This is a genomic window from Dolomitihabitans soli (assembly GCF_022213955.1).
GTDB lineage: Bacteria > Actinomycetota > Actinomycetes > Streptosporangiales > Streptosporangiaceae > Streptosporangium_A > Streptosporangium_A soli.
The window spans coordinates 241,047-260,910 of record NZ_JAKNTW010000005.1; the positions used below are offsets into that span (position 1 = coordinate 241,047).

Sequence of the window (19,864 nt, forward strand, 5' to 3'; positions counted from 1 at the left end):
ACTCCACATCGCGGTCATCTCACGGGCCTTTCGTCGGGTCGTGTTCCGAACGTTGGCACGTGGTGCCGACAATTCCGTGCAACGCGCTCGGCGTGTCCCGAAAGTGGTGCTGGAATCGATGCCGCGCGGTGTGTTGGCGAACATTTGGACCAGCCGGGGAGAGGTCACGGGACATCCCTGACGCGCACTGTACCCTTCAGCGCTCGTTCAGACAGTGTTCAGCTCTCGCGGCGCGCCCGGAAGAGCCCTCCTCGGCGTGCGGGCGAACCGGGTGAAGCGGTTAAACCTCGGCTCGTCTCCCTGATTATGACTTGGGCTCAGCCATGCCCACTTTTCCGGCATCTCCGCTGCGGGGTGGGGAGCGGACCGGCACCCCGGCATGGGAACCTTGGGGGGTGAATCCCGCCGACTCCACGTTCCTGCGCGCCTGCCGCCGTCAGCCCGTCGAGCACACCCCGGTGTGGTTCATGCGCCAGGCCGGCCGTTCGCTTCCCGAGTACCTCGCCGTGCGCGAGGGCGTGCCGATGCTCACCGCATGTGCCACGCCCGACCTGATCGTGGAGATCACGATGCAGCCGGTGCGCCGTTACGGCGTCGACGCGGCCATCTTCTTCAGCGACATCGTGGTGCCGCTGAAGGCGATCGGGGTCGACCTCGACATCAAGCCCGGCGTCGGCCCGGTGATCGCCGACCCGATCAGGTCGCCCGAGGCGCTCGCCGTGCTCCGCGACCTCGAACCGGGCGACGTGCCCTACGTCACCGAGGCGATCGGGTCCCTGGTCAAGGAGCTCGGCGAGGTGCCGCTGATCGGCTTCGCCGGTGCGCCGTTCACGCTGGCGTCCTACCTCATCGAGGGCGGCCCGTCGAAGAACCACGACCACACCAAGGCCATGATGTACGGCCGGCCCGACCTGTGGCACGCGCTGATGACGCGCCTGACCGACATCACGCTGGCCTACCTGCGCGTCCAGGCCGCGGCGGGCGCGTCGGCGCTGCAGCTCTTCGACTCCTGGGTCGGCGCGGTGGCCCCCGACGACTACCGCACCTTCGTGCTGCCCCACACCAGCCGGATCTTCGCCGGTCTGGCCGATCTGGGCGTGCCCCGCATTCACTTCGGGGTGGGCACGGGCGAGCTGCTCGGCCTGCTCGGCGAGGCGGGCGCCGACGTGGTCGGCGTCGACTGGCGGGTGCCGCTGGACGAGGCCGCCCGCCGGGTCGGTCCCGGCAGGGCGCTGCAGGGCAACCTCGACCCCGCGATCCTGCTGGCCCCGTGGGAGGTCGTCGCGCCGCGCGCCCGCGACATCCTGGCCAGGGGCCGGGCCGCCGAGGGGCACGTGTTCAACCTCGGGCACGGCGTGCTGCCCAGCACCGACCCCGACCAGCTCGCCCGCCTCACCGCCCTGGTCCACGAGGAGTCCGCCCGCTGATCACTCGGTGTCCGGCGCCCCGGCCGTCACCGGCTCGCGAGCGGCGGCGGGAGCAGGGGCGGCGGGAGCGGGACGCCGCCGCCTGTACCGGCGCACGATCACGAGCGTCACGAGCGCCAGCGGGATGATCAAGATCATCCACGGGAGCAGCGCGCCCAGGACGGCCAGCACCACCTTCCCGAAGCCGACCAGTGCGCTCCAGCCGGCGGCGAGACCGCCGGCGAAGCCGTCCGCGACGGGCTCGGGTGTGGGCCTGGCGGTGGCCGGGCCGACCAGGCGCAGGGTCAGGGTGGCCATGCTGGTCTGCCCGGCCAGCGACTTCTGCCGCGCCTGCAGCGACTCCAGCTCCGCCTCCCGGTTGTTGATCTCCCGCTCGACCTCCAGCACCTCGCCGATCGTGTCGGCCCTCTTGAGCAGCGTCCGCAGCGACTCGAGGGCCGACACCGCCGACTTCAGCCGGGCGCCGACGTCGGCGACCTCCTCGGTGACGTCCTCGGTGCCCTGCTCGATCGACATCCGGGTGCCGAGTTCCTTGCCCAGCCGCCCCAGCACGCCCTGGTACGCCACCGGCGGGATCTTGAAGATCAGCTTGGCGGAGCCCCTGCCGTTCCTGGCGGAGTTCGACTCCTCCCGCGCGAGGTAGCCCTGCGCGGCGGTGACGATCTGCTTGGCCTTCTCCGCCGCCGCCGTGACGTCCGTGGCCCGCACGGTCATCTCGGAGACGTAGATGATCGACCGCGCCTCCAGGGTGATCTCGACGGCCTTCTCCGTCTCATCTGCGGCCTTGGCCGATTGGGAGGCCCTCGGCTGTGGCTGGGCGGAGGTGCTTTGACGCTCGGCGTTCCCGGAGGTGTACTCCCGATCGCCCTTCGCGTTCTCCTGAGCCAGCGAGACCGGCGCCGCCTCGTCCGAGGCCGCCGTCCCGCTCTCGCCCCCGCCGCAGGCCGTCGCGAGCAGTGCCGCCGCGGCCAGGGACAGAGCGAGGCGCGCGCCGTACCTGTATGTGTTCATGCCCTCATTGACGGAAGCCGGGGGCGGCGCGTTTGATCCGGCGCGTCACGATGACATCACGTTCGGAGCGCCCGCGACACGCGGCGGGAGGGCGGTCCGGCGGGGTGGGCGGGGCCGGGTGGCGGTAGCGTCGGGTGGCATGGAAGGGAATCGGCGGCATGTGGTGGTCGTCGGCGGCGGGATCGCCGGCCTCGCCGCTGCCTGGTACCTGCGGCAGGCCGGCGGCGACACGCTTCGCGTGACGATCCTTGAGGGGTCGCCCAGGATCGGCGGGAAGCTGTGCGCGAGCGAGGTGGCCGGGCTGGCCGTCGACGTGGGCGCGGAGGCGATGCTGGCCCGGCGGCCGGAGGGCAAGGAACTGGCCCGGCTGGTCGGCCTCGGTGACGACCTCGTCTACCCGGGCACCACCCGGTCGGCGATCTACAGCAGGGGCGGGCTGCGCGACATGCCGAAGGGCCAGGTGCTGGGCGTGCCGTCCGACCTGGCGGCGCTCGGCAGGACCGGCATCCTCAGCCCGGCCGGGCTCGGCAGGGTGGCGCTCGACCAGGTACTGCCGCCCACGATGATCACCGGCGACGTGTCGGTGGCCGCCTACATCCGGGCGCGGATGGGCGGCGAGGTCGTCGATCGGCTGATCGAGCCCATGCTCGGCGGTGTGTACGCGGGCCGGGCCGAGACCCTCTCGCTCGACGCGACCATGCCGAGGATCGCCGCCGTGGCCAGGTCGGAGCGTTCACTCCTGACCGCCGCCAAGGCGATCACCGCCGAGACGCCCGAGGGCGCGGGCCCGGTCTTCACCACCCTGCGCGGCGGCATGGGCAGCCTGCCGGACGCCGTGGCCGCCGCCTCGGGCGCGGAGATCAGGACCGGCGTGACCGTCCGCGAGCTGCTCCGCGCCGAGTCGGGCTGGCGGCTGGTCACCGGTCCGGTGCCCCGGCCGGAGACCGTGACGGCCGACGCCGTGGTGATCGCCGTCCCCGGCCCCGCCGCGAGCAGGCTGCTGGCCGCCGAGGCGCCCGCGGCCGCCACCGAGCTGGCCAGGATCGAGTACGCCAGCATGGCCATCGTCACCCTCGCCTACCCGCGCGCCGCCTTCCCCGAGCCGCCCACCGGCAGCGGCTACCTGGTGCCGCCCGTGGAGGGCCGCCCGGTCAAGGCCGCCACGTTCAGCTCCGTCAAGTGGCCGCACCTCGCCGAGGCCGACCCGAACGTGATCGCGCTGCGCTGCTCGGTCGGCAGGATCGGCGAGGAGCACGTCCTCCAGCGCGACGACGCGGAGCTGGTCGCGCTGGTCATGACCGAGATGTCCGAGATCATGGGGGTCCGCGGGTTGCCCATGGACAGCCGGGTCACCCGCTGGGGCGGCGCCCTCCCGCAGTACGAGGTGGGCCACCTCGACCGCGTGGCGAGGGTCCGCGCGGCGGTGGCTGGCCTGCCGGGGCTCGCGGTCTGCGGGGCGGCCTACGACGGGCTGGGCGTGCCCGCCTGCGTCGCGGGCGCGCGCAGCGCCGCCGCCCGGGTGATGGACCACCTGGATCCCACGCGAGAATGGCAGTCGGTGGGTTCACCGACGAGATGATCGAGGGGTAACGATGGCAGGCGACGGCGAGGCACGGCCCAAGGCGCGAGACCTGAACCAGGTGATCCGCTACACGATGTGGTCGGTCTTCAAGCTGCGCGGGCACTGCGAGGGGGACCGGGAGCGGATGGCCGCGGAGGTCGCCGACCTGCTCGCCCAGGTGGCCGAGAAGGACGTGGTGACCAGGGGCTGTTACGACGTGGCCGGGTTCCGCGCCGACGCGGACTTCATGTTCTGGTGGCACGCGCCGGCCGCCGAGGACCTCCAGGAGGTCTACTCCCGCTTCCGCCGTACCGACCTCGGGCTGCGCTGCGAGCCGGTCTGGTCGGCGATGGCGCTGCACCGGCCGGCGGAGTTCAACAAGTCGCACGTGCCGGCCTTCCTCGCGGACGAGGAGCCGCGGGCCTACGTGAGCGTCTATCCCTTCGTCCGCTCCCTGGAGTGGTATCTGCTCGACGACGCCGAGCGCCGCACGATGCTCGCCGAGCACGGCCTGATGGCCAGGGAGTACCCCGACGTGCGGGCCAACACGGTGGCCTGCTTCGCGCTGAACGACTTCGAGTGGATGCTCGCCTTCGAGGCCGACGAGCTGCACCGGATCGTCGACCTCATGCGTCATCTGCGCGCGGCCAAGGCCCGTGCGCACACCCGGGTCGAGATTCCCTTCTACACCGGCGTCCGCAAGCCGGTCGGCGAGCTCATCGCGGGACTTCCGTAAACGGTTGACGCCGTCATCCGGGTCGTTGCAGGATGACGCGGCGGGGCGTGCGCCGGACGGGGGGTCCGGTCGCCTCGGCGAGGTGCCGCCCTGCCGGGTGTCGAAATAGGCGATATCTCGTCATTCGTTTATCATAATTAGGGAAAATCCCCTGTCTTAGTGAGGCAATGGGTGAAAACGGGCGGAAGTGTGGCACGGTCCACGCGGCGGAAGGGGCGTCGCCGCAAGAAGCGGAGCCGATCGTGGGTGGGGGAGGGCGCGGTCGGCCTGGCCACGCTCGCCGTACTGGGGCTGGTGGTGGCCGGGCCGCTGCTCGGCCGGGACGAGCGACCCCCTGAGCGGGCTGTGGCGGAGCCGGGGCCGCAGGCGGACCGTGCGCCGGTGGTGGCCGCCGACGCGGGCCGGGTGATCCAGGAGCCCGCCGAACCGGCGAAGCAGAAGTCTCCGGAGCAGGCGAAGCAGGAGCCGGAGAAGCAGGAGTCCGCGAAGAAGCCCGCCGCGAAGAAGGCGAAGCCGAAGAAGGCCAAGGACGTCGAGGACGAGGCGTCCGGCGAGTCCAAGCACACGGACGCCGGTGCCGTGGAGTATCTGCGCAGGACGAAGGACAAGGCGTCCAGCCGGGTCAAGGACGTCCGCTCGGTCGGCGGCTATCTGCGGATATATACGGATCTGCCGCAGTCGGCGGACAACTCCAGCCAGGCGATCGAGCTGTGCCAGCGCGGCCTGCGCTACCTCATCGAGGAGCAGGGCGTCCCCGACCCGGTCGTCTTCGTGCAGGCCGAGTTCGGCGAGAACGGCAACCCGGTCATCGCCAACATCCTCGGCCCCGCGGACGAGAACTGCCGGGTCACCTACCCAGAGCCGGGGTGACCCCTACCGCACCCGGACCCTGGTGGTGGTGCCCATGACCACCCAGCCCGTCGAGGGGCGGCCCCTACCGCACCCGGACCCTGGTGGTGGTGGCCATGACCACTCAGCCCGTCGAGGGGCGGCCCCTACCGCACCCGGACCCTGGTCTTGCCGCATCGGGAGCAGCGTTGGACGACCACCCGTCCGATGGTCTCGACGCTCTTCCACCTGTGACGCAGATGCACTTGTCCCCACACCGCGACCGTCACCCGGCGTGCGTCGACGCGCACGCTCAGTAGTCGGTGTACCCTGCGGAGGCGCTCCTGCAACCCCGTTTCCGGCCGGCTCACGGCTCAGGGGCGCACGTGGCCGCCGGTTCCCCGGCGGGAGGGCGCAGCGGATCCGGCCGGCCCGCCGGGACGAAATGGGACCAGGCGCGCGGCTCGGGGCGGAGCAGGTCACGTAGGGCATCAACGCGGGCGTGCGCCACCCGCCGCGGGACGGCGTCTCCTGACCTGATACCCCGGCTCACCCCGGCTTCCAGCCGGGAGCACCTTGCCACACGACTAGTCGCCGGTGGGTCGCAGGCGCAGTGACACCGAGTTGATGCAGTACCGGTCGTCCGTGGGGGTCGGATATCCCTCGCCCCGGAAGACGTGGCCCAGGTGCGAGTCGCATCGGGCGCAGCGCACCTCGGTCCGCACCATGCCCATCGAGGAGTCCTCGATCAGGACCACGGCGTCGGACTCCGAGGGCTCGAAGAACGACGGCCAGCCGCAGTGGGACTCGAACTTCGTCTGCGAGCGGAACAGTTCGGCGCCGCAGGCACGGCAGGAGTAGACGCCCTCCGTCTTGGTGTCGACGTACTCCCCGGTGAAGGGACGCTCGGTGCCGGCCTTCCGGAGCACCTGGAACTCCTCAGGCGACAGCTCGACCCGCCACGCGGCATCGCTCTTGACGACTTTTTCCATACCTTCAGGGTACGAGCTGAGCGGGCCAGCTATTTCGCGGGGGAAGCATCCTTTCGCGGGTAATTTGGCGTCTTTGTAAGTGTGGGGGGTGCATGTCACCTCCCCAGATGGGTGAGACCGTCCGCCAGGCTGCCCCGGGGAGCGCTGGCCCACGCCCGTGCTGGGCGCCTCCGGAGCGGCCGGTCCAGGCCGCCCGGCACGGGTGGTGCGCCAGCACTCCTGCCGGGTATGGCGAGGTGGGCGGCCTAAGAGGTCCGTCCCGTCCGAGCGCCCGGTCCCGCCGCCGGGGAGCTCCGGGACGGACCCGCCCACCCACGTACGGACCCGCCCACCGCGTAGGGTCAGAGGATGGCTTCGCCGTACATCGAGTTGGAGGTCGGGACGCGGACCGTCAAGGTCAGCAACCCCGACAAGATCTATTTCCCGGGCATCGGGGCGACCAAGCGCGACCTCGTGGAGTACTACGTCAGCGTCGGCGAGGGCGCGCTCAGAGCGTTGCGCGATCGGCCGACCTACATCAAGCGGCACCCCGACGGGGTGCTGAACGACGCGATCTACCAGAAACGGCTGCCGCCCAGGCACCCCGACTGGATGCGCACGGTCACGGTCACCTTCCCGAGCGGGCGCAAGGCCGACGCGCTCCGCGTCACCGAGGTGGCCGACCTCGCCTACTGCGCCAATCTGGGCACCATCGACTTCCACCCGTGGCCGGCCCGGGCCGATGACCTCGAGCACCCCGACGAACTGCGCATCGACATCGACCCGCAGCCCGGCACCGGCTTCGAGCAGGCCCGCGAGGTCGCCTTCGTGGCCCGTGACGTGCTCGGCGAACTGGGCGTCACCGGCTTCCCCAAGACCTCGGGCAGCCGCGGCATCCACATCAACGTCAGGATCGAGCCGCACTGGGACTTCACAGGCGTACGGCACGCCGCGATCGCCCTGGCCCGCGAGGTGGAGCGCCGGGTGCCCGCGCTGGCGACGACCGCCTGGTGGAAGGAGGAGCGCGGCGAACGCGTCTTCATCGACTTCAACCAGAACGCCCGTGATCGTACGGTCGCCGCCGCCTACTCGGTGCGCGCCCAGCCGCACGGCCCCGTCTCCACCCCGCTGACCTGGGAGGAGCTGCGCGACGCCGACCCGCGCGACTTCGACCTCCGCACCGTCCCGGCCCGCTTCGCCGAACTGGGCGACGTGCACGCGGCCATCGACGACAAGTCGTACTCCATCGACACGCTGGTCGAGTGGTTCACCCGCGACGACCGCGGTGACATGCCCTATCCGCCGAACTATCCGAAGATGCCCGGCGAACCCAAGCGGGTGCAGCCCAGCAAGGCCCGCGAGTGACCGGGCGGCCCGCCGAACCCACGGGCCGCCCGGGTCAGAGGCGCCAGGCCGTCCTCACCGGGTGGCTCCGGGAGGCAAGGGTCGGCGATCAGGGCCGCACGGCGGCGAGGAGGCGGTTGTCGCCGCGTTGCCACAGCGTGCCCACCTCGGTGAACCCGGCGTCGCGGAGCGCGGAAAGGTGGGTGGAGAGCAGCCGGGACTCCGAGCCGTGGTGCGCGGCCGATTCTCGCTGTCCGGCGAGGGCGGCCAGAGCCGGGTCCTGGCCGACCGCGTCCCACCAGGCGCGCCAGTCTTCCGGGTGGGAGTCCGCGAAGCGCCGCCGAGTCTCCCGCTCGTGTACGGCCAGCTCCAGGGCGGCCAGCACGGGGGTGGTGTCGTCGACGTCGAGGTGGTCGCCGTTGAGGAACAGCGCGCCGGGCCGCAGGGCCGTGAACAGCTCCGCGTAGACCTCGCGCAGGTGGGGCTCGGGCAGCCAATGTAGCGCGGTGGTGCTGACCGCGACGTCCGCCGGCCGGTCCAGGCCGAGGGCGCCGGTCCATCCCGGGGTGCGTAGGTCGACGTCGGCGAAACGCAGGCCGCGCACGTGGGCGTAGCCCGCCTGACCGAGCGAGAGCAGCAGCGGATCGGTGTCGACGGCGACGACGCGGGCCTCGGGCAACCGGTCGAGCAGCCGTACGGCCAGCGAACCGGGGCCACAGCCAAGGTCGATCACCAGGGGGTCGGGCCGGCCGGCGGCCTCCACGGCGTCGATCAGCACGGTGAAGCGGTCCTCCCGGTCAGGCAGGTAGCCCTCCTGCTGGAGGTCCCAGCGGGTGATCCATCCCTCGGCTGTGTCACGGGTGAGCATGTGAACCTCCTGCGTCACTGTCTTCTATACTTTTGCCAGTCACCAACATAGATAGTAAGGATGTAACTGGTCAAGTGGATTTCAACAGTCATACAGATGCGGTGGTGACGGTGGCCGTCGATCTGGTGAACGCGCTCACCCCGGGCGGGCGGCGCGGCAGGCCGTACCTTCCACCGGAGGGCGAGGAGGGACGCGCCGTCATCACGCGGGCGTTGCGGCTCGGCAGTCGCCGGCAGGGCGAGGTCACCGAGGAGGAGGCCGCCGAACTGGGCGCAGTGGCGGCGGCCCTGCGCGTGGTCTTCGACGCGGTCGCCGCCGGCGCCCTCGACGACGCCGCGCACCAGGTGAACCGCCTGCTGAGTGAGACGGAGGCCAGGCCGCACCTCGATCGGCACGACGGCGAACCCTGGCACCTGCACTTCCACGGCGCCGGGGGCGGTCCCGCCCGCGACTGGGCCGCGAGTTGCGCCACCGGGCTCGCCATCGTGCTCGGCAGTGACCTGCACGACCGGCTGGGGGTGTGCACGGCGCCCGGCTGCGACCGTGTCTACGTCGACACCTCGCGCAACGGGATGCGCCGGTTCTGTTCGACGGCCTGCCAGAACCGCGTCAAGAGCGCCGCCTTCCGCGCCCGCACCCCCTGAGCGGCCGCGATGATCTCCAGCCGGATCGCGCCGGTGATGCGGTGTCCGGTAGCGCTCGCCGGCTTCAGTAAGGGGCCGGGTCGCCGATCACGTACGCCAGGCCGGGCCACGCCGATCCCGCAGGGGCGCCGTCACCGGTGATCAGGTGACCGGAGAACCTCGCCGGCGGGCCGGTCGTGACGGCGATCAGCCGGTCGCGCCCGAGTGGCGTGCCCCCGCAGACCGCCACGGACGACGGCGCGTGGCGCCGGCCTGGCCTGCCGTACGGGATCGGAATGCAGACCCCCGGTAAGGCCGGGGACCGGGGAGCGCATCAACCGATCGGTGGATGTGCGGATCAGCCGTACCAGCGGACGATCAGGGCCGGGCGGGCGATTCGGGGAAGGGGGCGTCTGGCCGAAGCTTGGTGCATGGCAGTCATCGAGGTGAACGACCTCACCAAGAGGTACGGCAGGTTCCCGGCCGTGAACGGGGTGTCCTTCTCCGTGGAGCAGGGCGAGATCTTCGGCATTCTCGGGCCCAACGGGGCGGGCAAGACGACCACCGTGGAATGCGCCGAGGGTCTGCGGCGGCCCGACTCCGGGTCGATCAGGGTGCTCGGGCTCGACCCGGTCAAGGACCGGCGGCGGCTGACCGGCAAGGTCGGCGTGCAGCTCCAGGAGACGCTCCTGCCCGAGAACATCAAGGTCTGGGAGGCACTCCACCTGTACGCCTCCTTCTACGAGGCGCCCAGGGACTGGCGTGAGCTGCTGGTGCAGTGGGGGCTGGCCGACAAGAGCAAGGCCAGGTTCGGCACGCTGTCCGGCGGCCAGAAGCAGCGCCTGTTCATCGCGCTGGCCCTCGTCGGCGACCCGCGCCTCGCCTTCCTCGACGAGCTGACCACCGGGCTGGACCCGGCCGCCCGCCGCGTCACCTGGGAGCTGATCAAGCAGGTTCGCGAGAGTGGCGTGACCGTGGTCCTGGTCAGTCATTTCATGGACGAGGTCGAGGAGTTGTGCGACCGGGTCGCGGTGTTCGACCGGGGACGGATCGTCGCCCTCGACACCCCCTCTGGCCTGATCTCGGCCGTGGACGCCGACCAGCGCATGCGGTTCCGCCCGCTGGTGCCCTTCGACGACGCGCTGCTGGCCGGCGTGCCCGGCGTGGCGTCCGTGTCCCGCTCGGGCGACCAGGTGGTGGTGACGGGCCGTGGGGACTTCGCCGGCGCGGTGACCTCGGTGCTGGCCCGCCGGGACGTCCCGGTGGCCGGGTTGCGCGTCGAACAGCACACGCTCGACGACGCCTTCGTCGCACTGACCGGCCGTACCTTCGATGCCGAGGAGTCCCGATGACCGGCTTCGCCACCCTGGGCGGGATCGAGATCAAGCTGCTGCTGCGCGACCCGGGCGCCCTGTTCGCGATGGCCATCCCGCTGTTCATCCTGGTCGTCTTCGGCAGCGCCACCGAGCCGGGGGACACCACGGTCCCCACCATGGCGCTGACGATCGCGGTGGGCCTGATCGGGCTCTACACCGTGCCGACCACGCTGGCGACCTACCGTGAGCGCGGGATCCTGCGCCGGATGTCCACCACCCCGGTCAGCCCCGGCTCGTTGCTGGCGGCGCAACTGCTGCTGCAACTCTTCTTCGCGGCGGTCGCCTCGGCGCTGCTGGTCGCGGTCTCCGGGTTCGTCTTCCAGGCCGCCTGGCCGGCGCGGGTGCTGCCGTTCGCGCTGGTCTTCCTGCTCGGCACCACGGCGCTGTTCTCCATCGGGCTGGTCATCGCGGCCCTCGCCGCCAGCGGGCGTGCGGCCAACGGCGTGGGCGTGCTGCTCTACTTCCCGCTGGCCTTCCTCGGCGGGCTGATGCAGCCGAAGGAGGCTATGCCGTCCTTCCTGGCCGCCATCGGCGAGTTCACCCCGCTGGGCGCTTTCAGGCAGGCGATCGGGGACGCCTGGACCGGGGTCGCGGTCCAGCCGCACCTCCTTGGCATAATGGCGGCCTATGCGCTGGTCGTGGGGTTCGCGGCCGTCCGTTTCTTCCGGTGGGAGTGAGGCGGCGGTGAGCTCGGGCGATCCGCTCGACGTCGCGGCGGGACGGCTGGCCAAAGGGCTGGCCGTCGTTCCGTACGCGCTGCTGGGCATCTCCCTGGGGCTGTCCTTGCTCCTCGACGACGACCCGTGGACCGTCAGGCTCGGCACGTTCGGCCTGGTCCTGCTCACCGCGGCCTGGATGCTGTGGATGCTCACCCTGCATCCGCGATGGGCCGGCGACCAGCGGAAGATGGCCGTCTACATCGCCGGGCTGGTGGTCCTGGTCGCCGTGCTGGGCCTGCGCAGCGTCTGGTTCGCCGGTTTCTTCTCCTTCATCGGCTACATGCACTCCTGGGCGTTGCTGCGGGGGCGGTGGCGGATAGCCGGCGTGACCACGACGGCCGTCGGCGCGGTCACCGGCTACTTCGGCGGGCTGCCCGGCCCTCATCTCGCCACGATCCTTTCCTTCCTGCTGTTCGTCGTCGCCATCGTCGTCCTGGTCGCCATGTTCAGCTTCGTCGGCGAGCTCGCCAACGACCAGAGCGCCCGGCGCCAGCGGATGGTCGACCAGCTGGCCGAGACCAACGCCAGGCTGGAGGAGACGATGCGGGAGAACGCCGGCCTGCAGGCCCAGCTCCTGCTCCAGGCGCGCGAGGCCGGCGTCACCGACGAACGGCAGCGGATGGCGCGGGAGATCCACGACACCCTGGCCCAGGGGCTGGCCGGGATCATCACCCAGGTCCAGGCGGCCTCCCGGGCCGCGGACGACCCGCCGGAGTGGCGGCGTCACCTCGACAACGCGGCGCTCATGGCCAGGGAGAGCCTGGCGCAGGCCCGGCGGTCGGTGCAGGCCGTCGGCCCGGTGGAACTGGAGTCCGCGCGCCTGCCCGAGGCGCTGTCGGAGGTGGCGAGACGCTGGGAGGAGACCAACGACGTGCGGATCGAGCTGGCCACGACCGGTTCCGCCCGGCCGTTGCACCCCGAGGTGGAGGTGACCCTGCTGCGGGTCGCGCAGGAGGCGCTGACCAACGTCGGCAAGCACGCCGGGGCGACCCGGGTCGGTGTGACGGTGTCGTACATGGAGGACGTGGTGACGCTGGACGTGCGCGACGACGGCGCCGGGTTCACCCCCGGCGCGAAGAGCGGCGGTTTCGGGATGACCTCGATGCGGCAGCGGGTGACCCGGCTGGCGGGCACCCTCGCCGTCGAGTCGGAGCCCGGTGCGGGCACCGCCGTCTCGGCCACCGTCCCGGCGCGGGAGGCCAGGTGAACGAGCCGCCGATCCGGCTGATCATCGTCGACGACCATCCCATCGTCCGCGACGGCCTGCGCGGCATGTTCACCGGCGAGCCGGGCTTCGAGGTGGCCGGGGAGGCGGCCGACGGCGCGCGGGCGGTCAGCCTCGCCGAGGAGCTGCGGCCCGACGTGATCCTGATGGACCTGCGGATGCCGGGCACCGACGGGGTGACCGCGATCAGGCGGCTGGCCGAGCGCGGCAATCCGGCCAGGATCCTCGTGCTGACCACCTATGACATGGACAGCGACGTGCTGCCGGCGATCGAGGCGGGCGCGACCGGCTACCTGCTGAAGGACGCGCTGCCCGAGGAGCTCGTGCGGGCCGTACGGGCCGCCGCGCGGGGCGAGGCCGTGTTGTCGCCCTCGGTCGCCACCCGGCTGATCGGCCAGGTGCGGGCCCCGTCCGACCCGCTGAGCGCGCGCGAGCTGGAGGTGCTCGCGCTGATCGCCCGGGGCTCCACCAACCGCGAGGCCGCCTCCCGGCTCTTCATCAGCGAGGCCACCGTGAAGACCCACCTGCTGCACATCTACGCCAAGCTCGGCGTCAACGACCGGGCCGCCGCCGTCGCCGTGGCCTTCGAGCGGGGGCTGTTCAACCGGTCTGGATGATCGCCGCCTTCTCCCTGGTGTAGGCCCGGACGGAGTCGTCGCCGTAGCCGCTGTCCTTGGTGCCGCCGAAGGGCAGGCCGGGAGGCATCTGGCGGAAGGTGTTGACCCAGACGGTGCCGGTGTCCAGGTCGCGGATGAACCGGTGGGCGCGGGCCAGGTCACGGGTCCACACCCCGGCGGCGAGGCCGTAGCGGGAGTCGTTGGCGATCGCCAGCGCCTCGTCGTCGGTGTCGAACGGGATCGCCACCGCCACCGGGCCGAAGATCTCCTCCTGGCAGATCCGCAGCGAGTTGTCGGTGGTGGTGTACAGCGTGGGCGCGACCCAGTAGCCGCCGGGCATCGAGGGCACCACCGCGGCGCCGGTCCGGCCGCCGAAGATCAGTTCCGCGCCTTCCTTCTCGGCGATCTGGAGGTAGGAGGCGACCCGTTCGTACTGGCCGGCGGAGACGATCGGGCCCATCGTGGTCGCCAGGTCGAGCGGGTCCGCCAGTCGTATGTGGCCGGCGATGGCGGCGATCCGCTCGATCATCTCGGTCCAGACGGGCCGGTGGATCAGGATGCGCGAGCCGGCGACGCAGACCTGCCCGGCGTTGCCGGTGTAGACCGAGTTGACCGTCACTCCCTGGGAGGCGGATTCCAGATCAGCATCCTCGAAGATGATATTTGGGGATTTGCCGCCTAACTCGAAGGTGAGCGGCTTCAGTGAGTCGGCGCTCGCCCGGGTGATCGCCTGTCCCGTCTGGGTGGACCCGGTCAGACTGACCTTGTCCACTCCGCGGTGCCGTACAAGCGCGTCGCCGACCTCCTCGCCCGTCCCGCTGACGATGCCGAGCACCCCCGGCGGCAGCACCCCGGCCAGCAGTTCGCCCAGCCGCAGCACCGACGCGCACGCCTGCTCGGCCGGCTTGATGATCACAGTGTTCCCCGCCGCCAGCGCGTAGGCGGCCTTGGCCGAGAAGGTGGAGACGGGGGAGTTCCACGGAATGATCCCCACCACCACGCCGTACGGCTCGCGCCTGGTCAGGCCGAGGGTGTCCGGGCCGAGGATCACCGTGTCGCCGGTGACGGCGTCGAGGACCTCGCCCGCGGCGAACTGCCACAGGAAGGTCATGCCGGGCAGGTCGCGCTTCAGGGTGTCGCGCAGGATGCGGCCGTTGTCCCTGGTCTCGATCCGGGCGAGCTCCTCCGCGTGCCCGGCGAAGACCTCGGCGACCTGGCGCAGGTAGCGGGCCCGGCCGAGCGCGGGCATCCCCGACCAGCCGGGCAGGGCCTGCCTGGCGGCGGCCACGGCGGCGTCCGCGTCACGGTCGCCGCAGGCCGGGATGCGGGCCCACACCTCGCCCGTCGCCGGATTGACCGAGTCGAGCGTTCCGCCGTCGGCCGCCGGGACCAGCCGGCCGCCGATCAGGTTGTGGTACTCCTCCATGCCGAGCTCCCGGGGTGCGCACGCCGTACAGGGACCGATGCCAAGCGTACGCTTGCTTGATCCAGAAGTCAGCGGCGGCGGCGGCCGATCGCGAACGCCACGTTGATCGAGACGATCCCGAGCCAGACCAGCAGCAGCATCTCGAAGTCGACCGCCGAGATGCCCATCCCGATGGACCCGAACACGCCGAGGGACAGCGAGACGATCGCCAGCGCCAGCCCCTGGTTGTCGGTCGGCCGCGCACGGGGCTCGCCGCCGCGGGAGGCCGTGGCGAGCCGCTCCTCGACCCGCCGGTCGATCTGCTGGTCGACCTTGTCCAGGAACGACTCGACGATCGCGTCCTCGTAGTCGGGGCCCAGGTCGCGACGGGTCGAAACGGCGGCGCGCAGCTCGTCGTCGAGGGGGCCGGATTTTGTCATGCTTGAGATTTATCGCACTAGCCGGAGGAGGTCCATCGGGGACAACCCTGAGATTCTCAGCGGGCCAGGATGTCGTCCAGGTCGTAGGAGGTCGGGCTTTCGAGTTGTTCGTAGGTGCACGACTCCGGCGTGCGGTCCGGCCGCCAGCGACGGAACTGGGCGGTGTGCCGGAACCGATCGCCCTCCATGTGGTCGTAGGCCACCTCGATCACCAGCTCGGGGCGCAGCGGGATGAACGAGAGATCCTTGCCCGCGCTCCACCGCGACACGTTGCCCGGCCGGCGCTGCGCGGGCTGGTCGGCGGCCTCCGCCATCCAGCCGCCCCACGGATGCTCGGCGAACTCGGTGAGGTACGGCTTGACCTCCTCGACCAGCTCGGCCCTGCGCGCCATCGGGAACGACGCCGCCACCCCCACGTGGTGCAGCCGCCCGCTGTCGTCATGGAGCCCGAGCAGCAGCGAGCCCACCACCGGCCCCGACTTGTGCTCCCGGTAACCCGCCACCACCACGTCGGCGGTGCGCTCGTGCTTGACCTTGAACATCGTCCGCCGGTCCGGCTCGTACGGCAGGTCGCGAGGCTTGACGACGATCCCGTCGAGCCCGGCCCCCTCGAACATCTCGAACCACTCCGAGGCCCGCTCGAAATCGTCGGTGACGGGCGTCAGGCGGATGCTCCCGCCGGGCTCGCCGAACAGCTCCCGCAGCCGCGCCCGCCGCTCGCCGAACGGGGTATCCATCAGATTGTCGTCGCCGTGGGCCAGCAGGTCGAAGGCGATGAACGACGCGGGCGTCTGCTCCGACAACATCTTCACCCGCGAGGCGGCCGGGTGGATGCGCTGCTGCAGGGCGTCGAAGTCGAGCTCCTGACCGCGCCTGAGCACGATCTCCCCGTCGACCACCACCCGGTCGGGCAGCTCGGCGAGGACGGCCTCCACCAGCTCGGGGAAGTAGCGCGTGAACGGCCGCTCGTTGCGGCTGCCCAGATAGACCTCGTCGCCGTCGCGGAAGATGATGCAGCGGAAGCCGTCCCACTTCGGCTCGTACAACAGGGTGCCGTCCTGCGGCGGCATCCCCTTGATCGCCTTGGCCAGCATGGGCGCCACCGGCGGTTCGACGGGCAGCTTCACATTTCCCCCTTGAGATATCTGGTGAAGAGGTACCCGTCCTCTTCCAGAATGTGAACCAGGCGCAGGCCGATCTGCCCGGCCGGGCCGTTGAGGACCCGTGCCGCCCCGCCGCCGACCATCATCGGGCTGATCGTGAGACACAGCTCGTCTATCTGCCCGGCGGCGGCGAGCTGGCCGTTGAGCCGCGGCCCGCCCTCGCACAGGATCCTGGTGAGCCCCCGCTCCCGCAGTGCTCCGACGGCTCGCTCCATGTCGACCCGGTCGTCACCGGCGACGACCACGTCGGCCAGCTCGGCCGCCGCCGCACGCCGATCGGCCGGAGCCGCGTCGCAGGTGATGACGATCGTGCGGGCCCGCGGATCCGCGTCGGTGAACAGCGGGCCGCCCAGATCGAGGTCCAGCCTGCGGGTGACCACGGCGATCGGCGGCGCGGGCGGCCGGTCGGTGCGCAACGGCCGCCACGACTCGCGCGGCCTGGCCGGGCCGTACCCCTCGGTGCGGACCGTCGCGGCCCCCGCGAGCACCACGTCGGCCAGCCCGCGCAGCACCCCGAACACCCGCCGGTCGGCCTTGCTGGACAGCCCGCCGGACAGCCCCTTGAACCAGGTGGCCCCGTCGGCGCTCGCGACCATGTTGACACGCAGCCACGGCTGGTCAGGATAGGCGTAAAGACTGCTGAGCTCGACGTCTTCCGAGGAGTGGGCAGGGTGGATACGGCGCACATCCCTACCCTGTCACAGTCTCGGTCCGCCCTGATTCCCCGGTCTGGATACCCGCTCGCGCGTATGTCGTGGAGCCGGCGGCGAGATGTGCGTAGCGTTGCGGCGGCGCCACGCGATGTGAACGTGGGGATCGGCGAACCTGGGAGGGCTCGTGCGGCTGGCCGCGATCGTGACATGGCTGATCACTGCGACGGTAGGGGTGTATCTCCTGTATCTGTGGCTGTCCGGAGGCGGGCTGCACCAGCAGGCGACCAAGGTCACCAGATTTCCCGCCGCGCTCATCTTCTCCCACCCGGCCCTCGCCGTCGGCGCGCTGGGCTGCTGGGTCGGCTACCTGCTGACCGGGCACCGGGCCGTCGCCTGGGTCGCCTTCGGCGTGCTCGCGGCCTCGGCGGCGCTCGGCTTCACCATGTTCACCAGGTGGCTGGGCGGGGGCCGGCACGCCAGGGGCGCGGAACAGCGCTTCCCCGTCCTGGCCGTCCTGCTGCACGGCTTCGCCGGCGTCACCACGTTCGTGCTGGTGCTGCTCACCGCCGCGGTGGCCTCCGGCCTCTGAACGGGCACGTCGCGGCCGAGGGGTCACTCGCGGGGGCGGCGCGGGATCTGTACGGAGCGGCCTCTGAACGGGCACGTCGCGGCCGAGGGGTCACTCGCGGGGGCGGCGCGGGATCTGTACGGAGCGGCCTCTGAACGGGCACGTCGCGGCCGAGGGGTCACTCGCGGGGGCGGCGCAGGATCTGCACGGAGCGGCCGGTGACCGCGACGAGCGCGTCGGTGGCCCACCGGTCTTCGGGGAAGGGGTCGTCGCGCGGTCCCTCGTCGGCCGTGTCGAGCACGGGCTGCCAGCCCTCGCCGAACTCCGGGCCAGGCAGGGTGAAGGTCAGGTCCTCGTGGTGCGCGTTGATCAGCAGCAGGAAGGAGTCGTCCGCGATCCGCTCGCCCCTGGGGCCCAGCTCCGAGATCGCCTCGCCGTTGAGGAAGACGGCCAGCGACTTGGCGTAGCCGTTGTGCCAGTCGCTCGCCGACATCTCCTCGCCCGCCGGGGTGAACCACACGATGTCGCGCACGCCGTCGTCGTTCTTGCCGCCGTGGAAGAACCGCCGCCGCTGGAAGACCGGATGGTCGCGGCGCAGCCGGGACAGCGTCTGGACGAACCCGAGGAGCTCGGGCTCGGTACGGGGCAGCGACCAGTCGACCCAGGAGATCTCGTTGTCCTGGCAGTAGGCGTTGTTGTTGCCCTGCTGGGTGCGGCCGAACTCGTCGCCCGCGGTCAGCATCGGCACCCCCTGGGAGATGAACAGCGTGGTCAGCAGGTTGCGCCGCTGCCGTCTGCGCAGCGCGACGATCGCCGGGTCCTCGACGGGGCCCTCGGCTCCGCAGTTCCACGAGCGGTTGTCGTCGGTGCCGTCGCGGTTCGCCTCGCCGTTGGCCTTGTTGTGCTTGCGGTTGTAGGAGACCAGGTCGTTGAGGGTGAAACCGTCGTGGCAGGTCACGAAGTTGATCGAGGCGACCGGGCGGCGGCCGGAGGAGGCGTAGAGGTCCTGCGAACCGGTCAGCCGGGTGGCGAACTCGGGCAGCACCGAGCCGTGGCCGCGCCAGAAGTCGCGCACGTTGTCGCGGAACATGCCGTTCCACTCGGTCCACAACGGCGGGAAGTTGCCGACCTGGTAGCCGCCCGGCCCGACGTCCCACGGCTCGGCGATCAGCTTGACCTGGGAGATCACCGGATCCTGCTGGATGAGGTCGAAGAACGCGCTCAGCCGGTCGACGTCGTGCAGCTCGCGGGCGAGGGCGGCGGCCAGGTCGAACCGGAAGCCGTCGACGTGCATCTCCAGCACCCAGTAGCGCAGCGAGTCCATGATGAGCTGGAGCGCGTGCGGCGAGCGCACGTTGAGGGAGTTGCCGCAGCCCGTGTAGTCGAGGTAGTAGCGCTTGTCGCCGTCGTGCAGGCGGTAGTAGGCGTTGTTGTCGATGCCGCGGAAGCCCAGCGTGGGCCCCATGTGGTCGCCCTCGGCGGTGTGGTTGTAGACGACGTCGAGGATGACCTCGATGCCCGCCTCGTGCAGCGCCCTGACCATCGCCTTGAACTCCAGCACCTGCTCGCCGCTCTGCCCGGCGGCGGCGTAGGCGTTGTGCGGCGCGAGGTAGGCGATGGTGTTGTAGCCCCAGTAGTTGGTCAGCCCGCGGGCGACCATCGCGTGCTCGGGCACGAACTGGTGGACCGGCATCAGCTCCACCGCGGTCACCCCGAGGCTGAGCAGGTGGTCGATGATCGCCGGATGCCCCAGCGCCGCGTAGGTGCCGCGCTGCTCCTCCGGCACCGCCGGGTGGCGCATGGTGAGCCCGCGCACGTGCGCCTCGTAGATCACCGTCTTGTGGTACGGCGTGCGGGGCGCCCGGTCGGCGCCCCAGTCGAAGAACGGGTTGATGACGACGTTCTTCGGCATGTACGGCGCGCTGTCGTCGGTGTTGACCTGCGACGGATCGGTGAAGTGGTAGGAGAACAGCGCCTCGTTCCACCGGAGGTCGCCCTCGATCGCCTTGGCGTAGGGGTCGAGCAGCAGTTTGGCGGGGTTGCACCGGTGACCGCGGGCCGGGTTGTAGGGCCCGTGCACGCGGAAGCCGTACCGCTGGCCCGGCATGACGCCGGGCAGGTAGCCGTGCCAGACGTATCCATCGGATTCGGGCAGCTCGACGCGTTCCTCACGCCCGTCGGCCGAGAACAGGCATAGCTCTACCGCCTCGGCGGCCTCGGAGAACACCGAGAAGCTGGTGCCCGCGCCATCCCAGGTGCCACCGAGCGGGTACGACTCTCCGGGCCAGACTTCGCGCATGTAGCCCCATTGTCCTCTTGTCTCGCCGCT

The 19,864-nt window shown here is 71.2% G+C and carries 20 protein-coding genes; 11 read left to right on the forward strand and 9 right to left on the reverse strand.

Annotation, left to right across the window (positions count from 1 at the left end; all coding sequences use genetic code 11):
- Positions 1-395: 395 nt before the first annotated feature.
- The gene (gene hemE, locus MBA17_RS12000) at positions 396-1,427 is read left to right on the forward strand and encodes a uroporphyrinogen decarboxylase (protein ID WP_238496471.1); all 1,032 of its coding nucleotides are present in this window, start codon (positions 396-398) and stop codon (positions 1,425-1,427) included.
- Here the strand turns inward: hemE and MBA17_RS12005 are convergent, their stop codons facing one another.
- A complete protein-coding gene (locus MBA17_RS12005; protein ID WP_238496472.1) occupies positions 1,428-2,438 on the reverse strand; it encodes a DUF4349 domain-containing protein in 1,011 nt (336 codons plus the stop codon).
- A gap of 139 nt (positions 2,439-2,577) precedes the next feature.
- Here MBA17_RS12005 and hemG point away from each other — a divergent pair, with 139 nt between their 5' ends.
- The 3 genes from hemG (at position 2,578) to MBA17_RS12020 (ending at position 5,605) form a co-directional block, all read left to right on the forward strand.
- On the forward strand, positions 2,578-4,017 hold the full coding sequence (gene hemG, locus MBA17_RS12010; RefSeq protein WP_238496473.1) for a protoporphyrinogen oxidase: 1,440 nt from the start codon (positions 2,578-2,580) through the stop codon (positions 4,015-4,017).
- A gap of 13 nt (positions 4,018-4,030) precedes the next feature.
- Positions 4,031-4,735, forward strand: a complete 705-nt coding sequence (hemQ, locus tag MBA17_RS12015; protein WP_238496474.1) for a hydrogen peroxide-dependent heme synthase — start codon at positions 4,031-4,033, stop codon at positions 4,733-4,735.
- Between the two features lie 246 nt (positions 4,736-4,981).
- Positions 4,982-5,605, forward strand: a complete 624-nt coding sequence (locus tag MBA17_RS12020; RefSeq protein WP_238496475.1) for a hypothetical protein — start codon at positions 4,982-4,984, stop codon at positions 5,603-5,605.
- Positions 5,606-6,150: 545 nt separating this feature from the next.
- Here MBA17_RS12020 and msrB read toward each other — a convergent pair.
- The gene (gene msrB, locus MBA17_RS12025; protein WP_238496476.1) at positions 6,151-6,555 is read right to left on the reverse strand and encodes a peptide-methionine (R)-S-oxide reductase MsrB; all 405 of its coding nucleotides are present in this window, start codon (positions 6,553-6,555) and stop codon (positions 6,151-6,153) included.
- 348 nt (positions 6,556-6,903) lie between these two features.
- On the opposite strand from msrB, the gene ligD reads away from it, so the two are divergent.
- A complete protein-coding gene (gene ligD, locus MBA17_RS12030) occupies positions 6,904-7,899 on the forward strand; it encodes a non-homologous end-joining DNA ligase (RefSeq protein WP_238496477.1) in 996 nt (331 codons plus the stop codon).
- A gap of 88 nt (positions 7,900-7,987) precedes the next feature.
- Here the strand turns inward: ligD and MBA17_RS12035 are convergent, their stop codons facing one another.
- Complete coding sequence (locus MBA17_RS12035; protein ID WP_238496478.1) at positions 7,988-8,746, reverse strand: class I SAM-dependent methyltransferase; 759 nt, start codon at positions 8,744-8,746, stop codon at positions 7,988-7,990.
- A 104-nt stretch (positions 8,747-8,850) separates the two neighbouring features.
- Here MBA17_RS12035 and MBA17_RS12040 point away from each other — a divergent pair, with 104 nt between their 5' ends.
- Positions 8,851-9,390: a CGNR zinc finger domain-containing protein gene (locus MBA17_RS12040; protein ID WP_238496479.1), complete on the forward strand. Its 540-nt coding sequence runs from the start codon at positions 8,851-8,853 to the stop codon at positions 9,388-9,390.
- Between the two features lie 64 nt (positions 9,391-9,454).
- On the opposite strand, the gene MBA17_RS12045 is transcribed toward MBA17_RS12040, so the two are convergent.
- Positions 9,455-9,619, reverse strand: a complete 165-nt coding sequence (locus tag MBA17_RS12045) for a hypothetical protein (protein WP_238496480.1) — start codon at positions 9,617-9,619, stop codon at positions 9,455-9,457.
- A gap of 181 nt (positions 9,620-9,800) precedes the next feature.
- Here MBA17_RS12045 and MBA17_RS12050 point away from each other — a divergent pair, with 181 nt between their 5' ends.
- The 4 genes from MBA17_RS12050 to MBA17_RS12065 are packed head-to-tail and all read left to right on the forward strand — an operon-like array spanning position 9,801 to position 13,306.
- Positions 9,801-10,721 carry an ABC transporter ATP-binding protein gene (locus MBA17_RS12050; RefSeq protein ID WP_238496481.1) on the forward strand — a complete coding sequence of 307 codons (921 nt, stop codon included), beginning with the start codon at positions 9,801-9,803 and terminating at the stop codon, positions 10,719-10,721.
- Positions 10,718-11,422 (forward strand): ABC transporter permease, encoded by a 705-nt coding sequence (locus MBA17_RS12055; protein WP_238496482.1) that lies wholly within the window; start codon positions 10,718-10,720, stop codon positions 11,420-11,422. The genes MBA17_RS12050 and MBA17_RS12055 overlap by 4 nt, the downstream gene beginning before the upstream one ends.
- 7 nt (positions 11,423-11,429) lie before the next feature.
- Positions 11,430-12,671: a sensor histidine kinase gene (locus MBA17_RS12060; RefSeq protein ID WP_238496483.1), complete on the forward strand. Its 1,242-nt coding sequence runs from the start codon at positions 11,430-11,432 to the stop codon at positions 12,669-12,671.
- Positions 12,668-13,306 (forward strand): response regulator, encoded by a 639-nt coding sequence (locus MBA17_RS12065; protein WP_455432746.1) that lies wholly within the window; start codon positions 12,668-12,670, stop codon positions 13,304-13,306. Before MBA17_RS12060 ends, MBA17_RS12065 begins: the two co-directional genes overlap by 4 nt.
- Here MBA17_RS12065 and MBA17_RS12070 read toward each other — a convergent pair.
- The 4 genes from MBA17_RS12070 to MBA17_RS12085 all read right to left on the reverse strand — a co-directional run bounded on the left by MBA17_RS12070 (position 13,290) and on the right by MBA17_RS12085 (position 17,000).
- Entirely contained in the window at positions 13,290-14,732 is a 1,443-nt protein-coding gene (locus MBA17_RS12070) for an aldehyde dehydrogenase family protein (protein ID WP_238496484.1), read from the reverse strand. The two genes, MBA17_RS12065 and MBA17_RS12070, sit on opposite strands and share 17 nt — an antisense overlap.
- A 68-nt stretch (positions 14,733-14,800) precedes the next feature.
- Positions 14,801-15,151, reverse strand: coding sequence for a hypothetical protein (locus MBA17_RS12075; protein WP_238496485.1), 351 nt, complete (start codon positions 15,149-15,151; stop codon positions 14,801-14,803).
- Between the two features lie 56 nt (positions 15,152-15,207).
- On the reverse strand, positions 15,208-16,278 hold the full coding sequence (locus tag MBA17_RS12080; RefSeq protein WP_238496486.1) for an ATP-dependent DNA ligase: 1,071 nt from the start codon (positions 16,276-16,278) through the stop codon (positions 15,208-15,210).
- Positions 16,275-17,000, reverse strand: coding sequence for a pyrimidine reductase family protein (locus MBA17_RS12085; RefSeq protein ID WP_238496487.1), 726 nt, complete (start codon positions 16,998-17,000; stop codon positions 16,275-16,277). Before MBA17_RS12085 ends, MBA17_RS12080 begins: the two co-directional genes overlap by 4 nt.
- A 151-nt stretch (positions 17,001-17,151) precedes the next feature.
- Here MBA17_RS12085 and MBA17_RS12090 point away from each other — a divergent pair, with 151 nt between their 5' ends.
- A complete protein-coding gene (locus MBA17_RS12090; RefSeq protein ID WP_238496488.1) occupies positions 17,152-17,556 on the forward strand; it encodes a hypothetical protein in 405 nt (134 codons plus the stop codon).
- A gap of 157 nt (positions 17,557-17,713) precedes the next feature.
- On the opposite strand, the gene glgX is transcribed toward MBA17_RS12090, so the two are convergent.
- Positions 17,714-19,834 (reverse strand): glycogen debranching protein GlgX, encoded by a 2,121-nt coding sequence (gene glgX / locus MBA17_RS12095; protein WP_238496489.1) that lies wholly within the window; start codon positions 19,832-19,834, stop codon positions 17,714-17,716.
- Positions 19,835-19,864 lie beyond the last annotated feature (30 nt).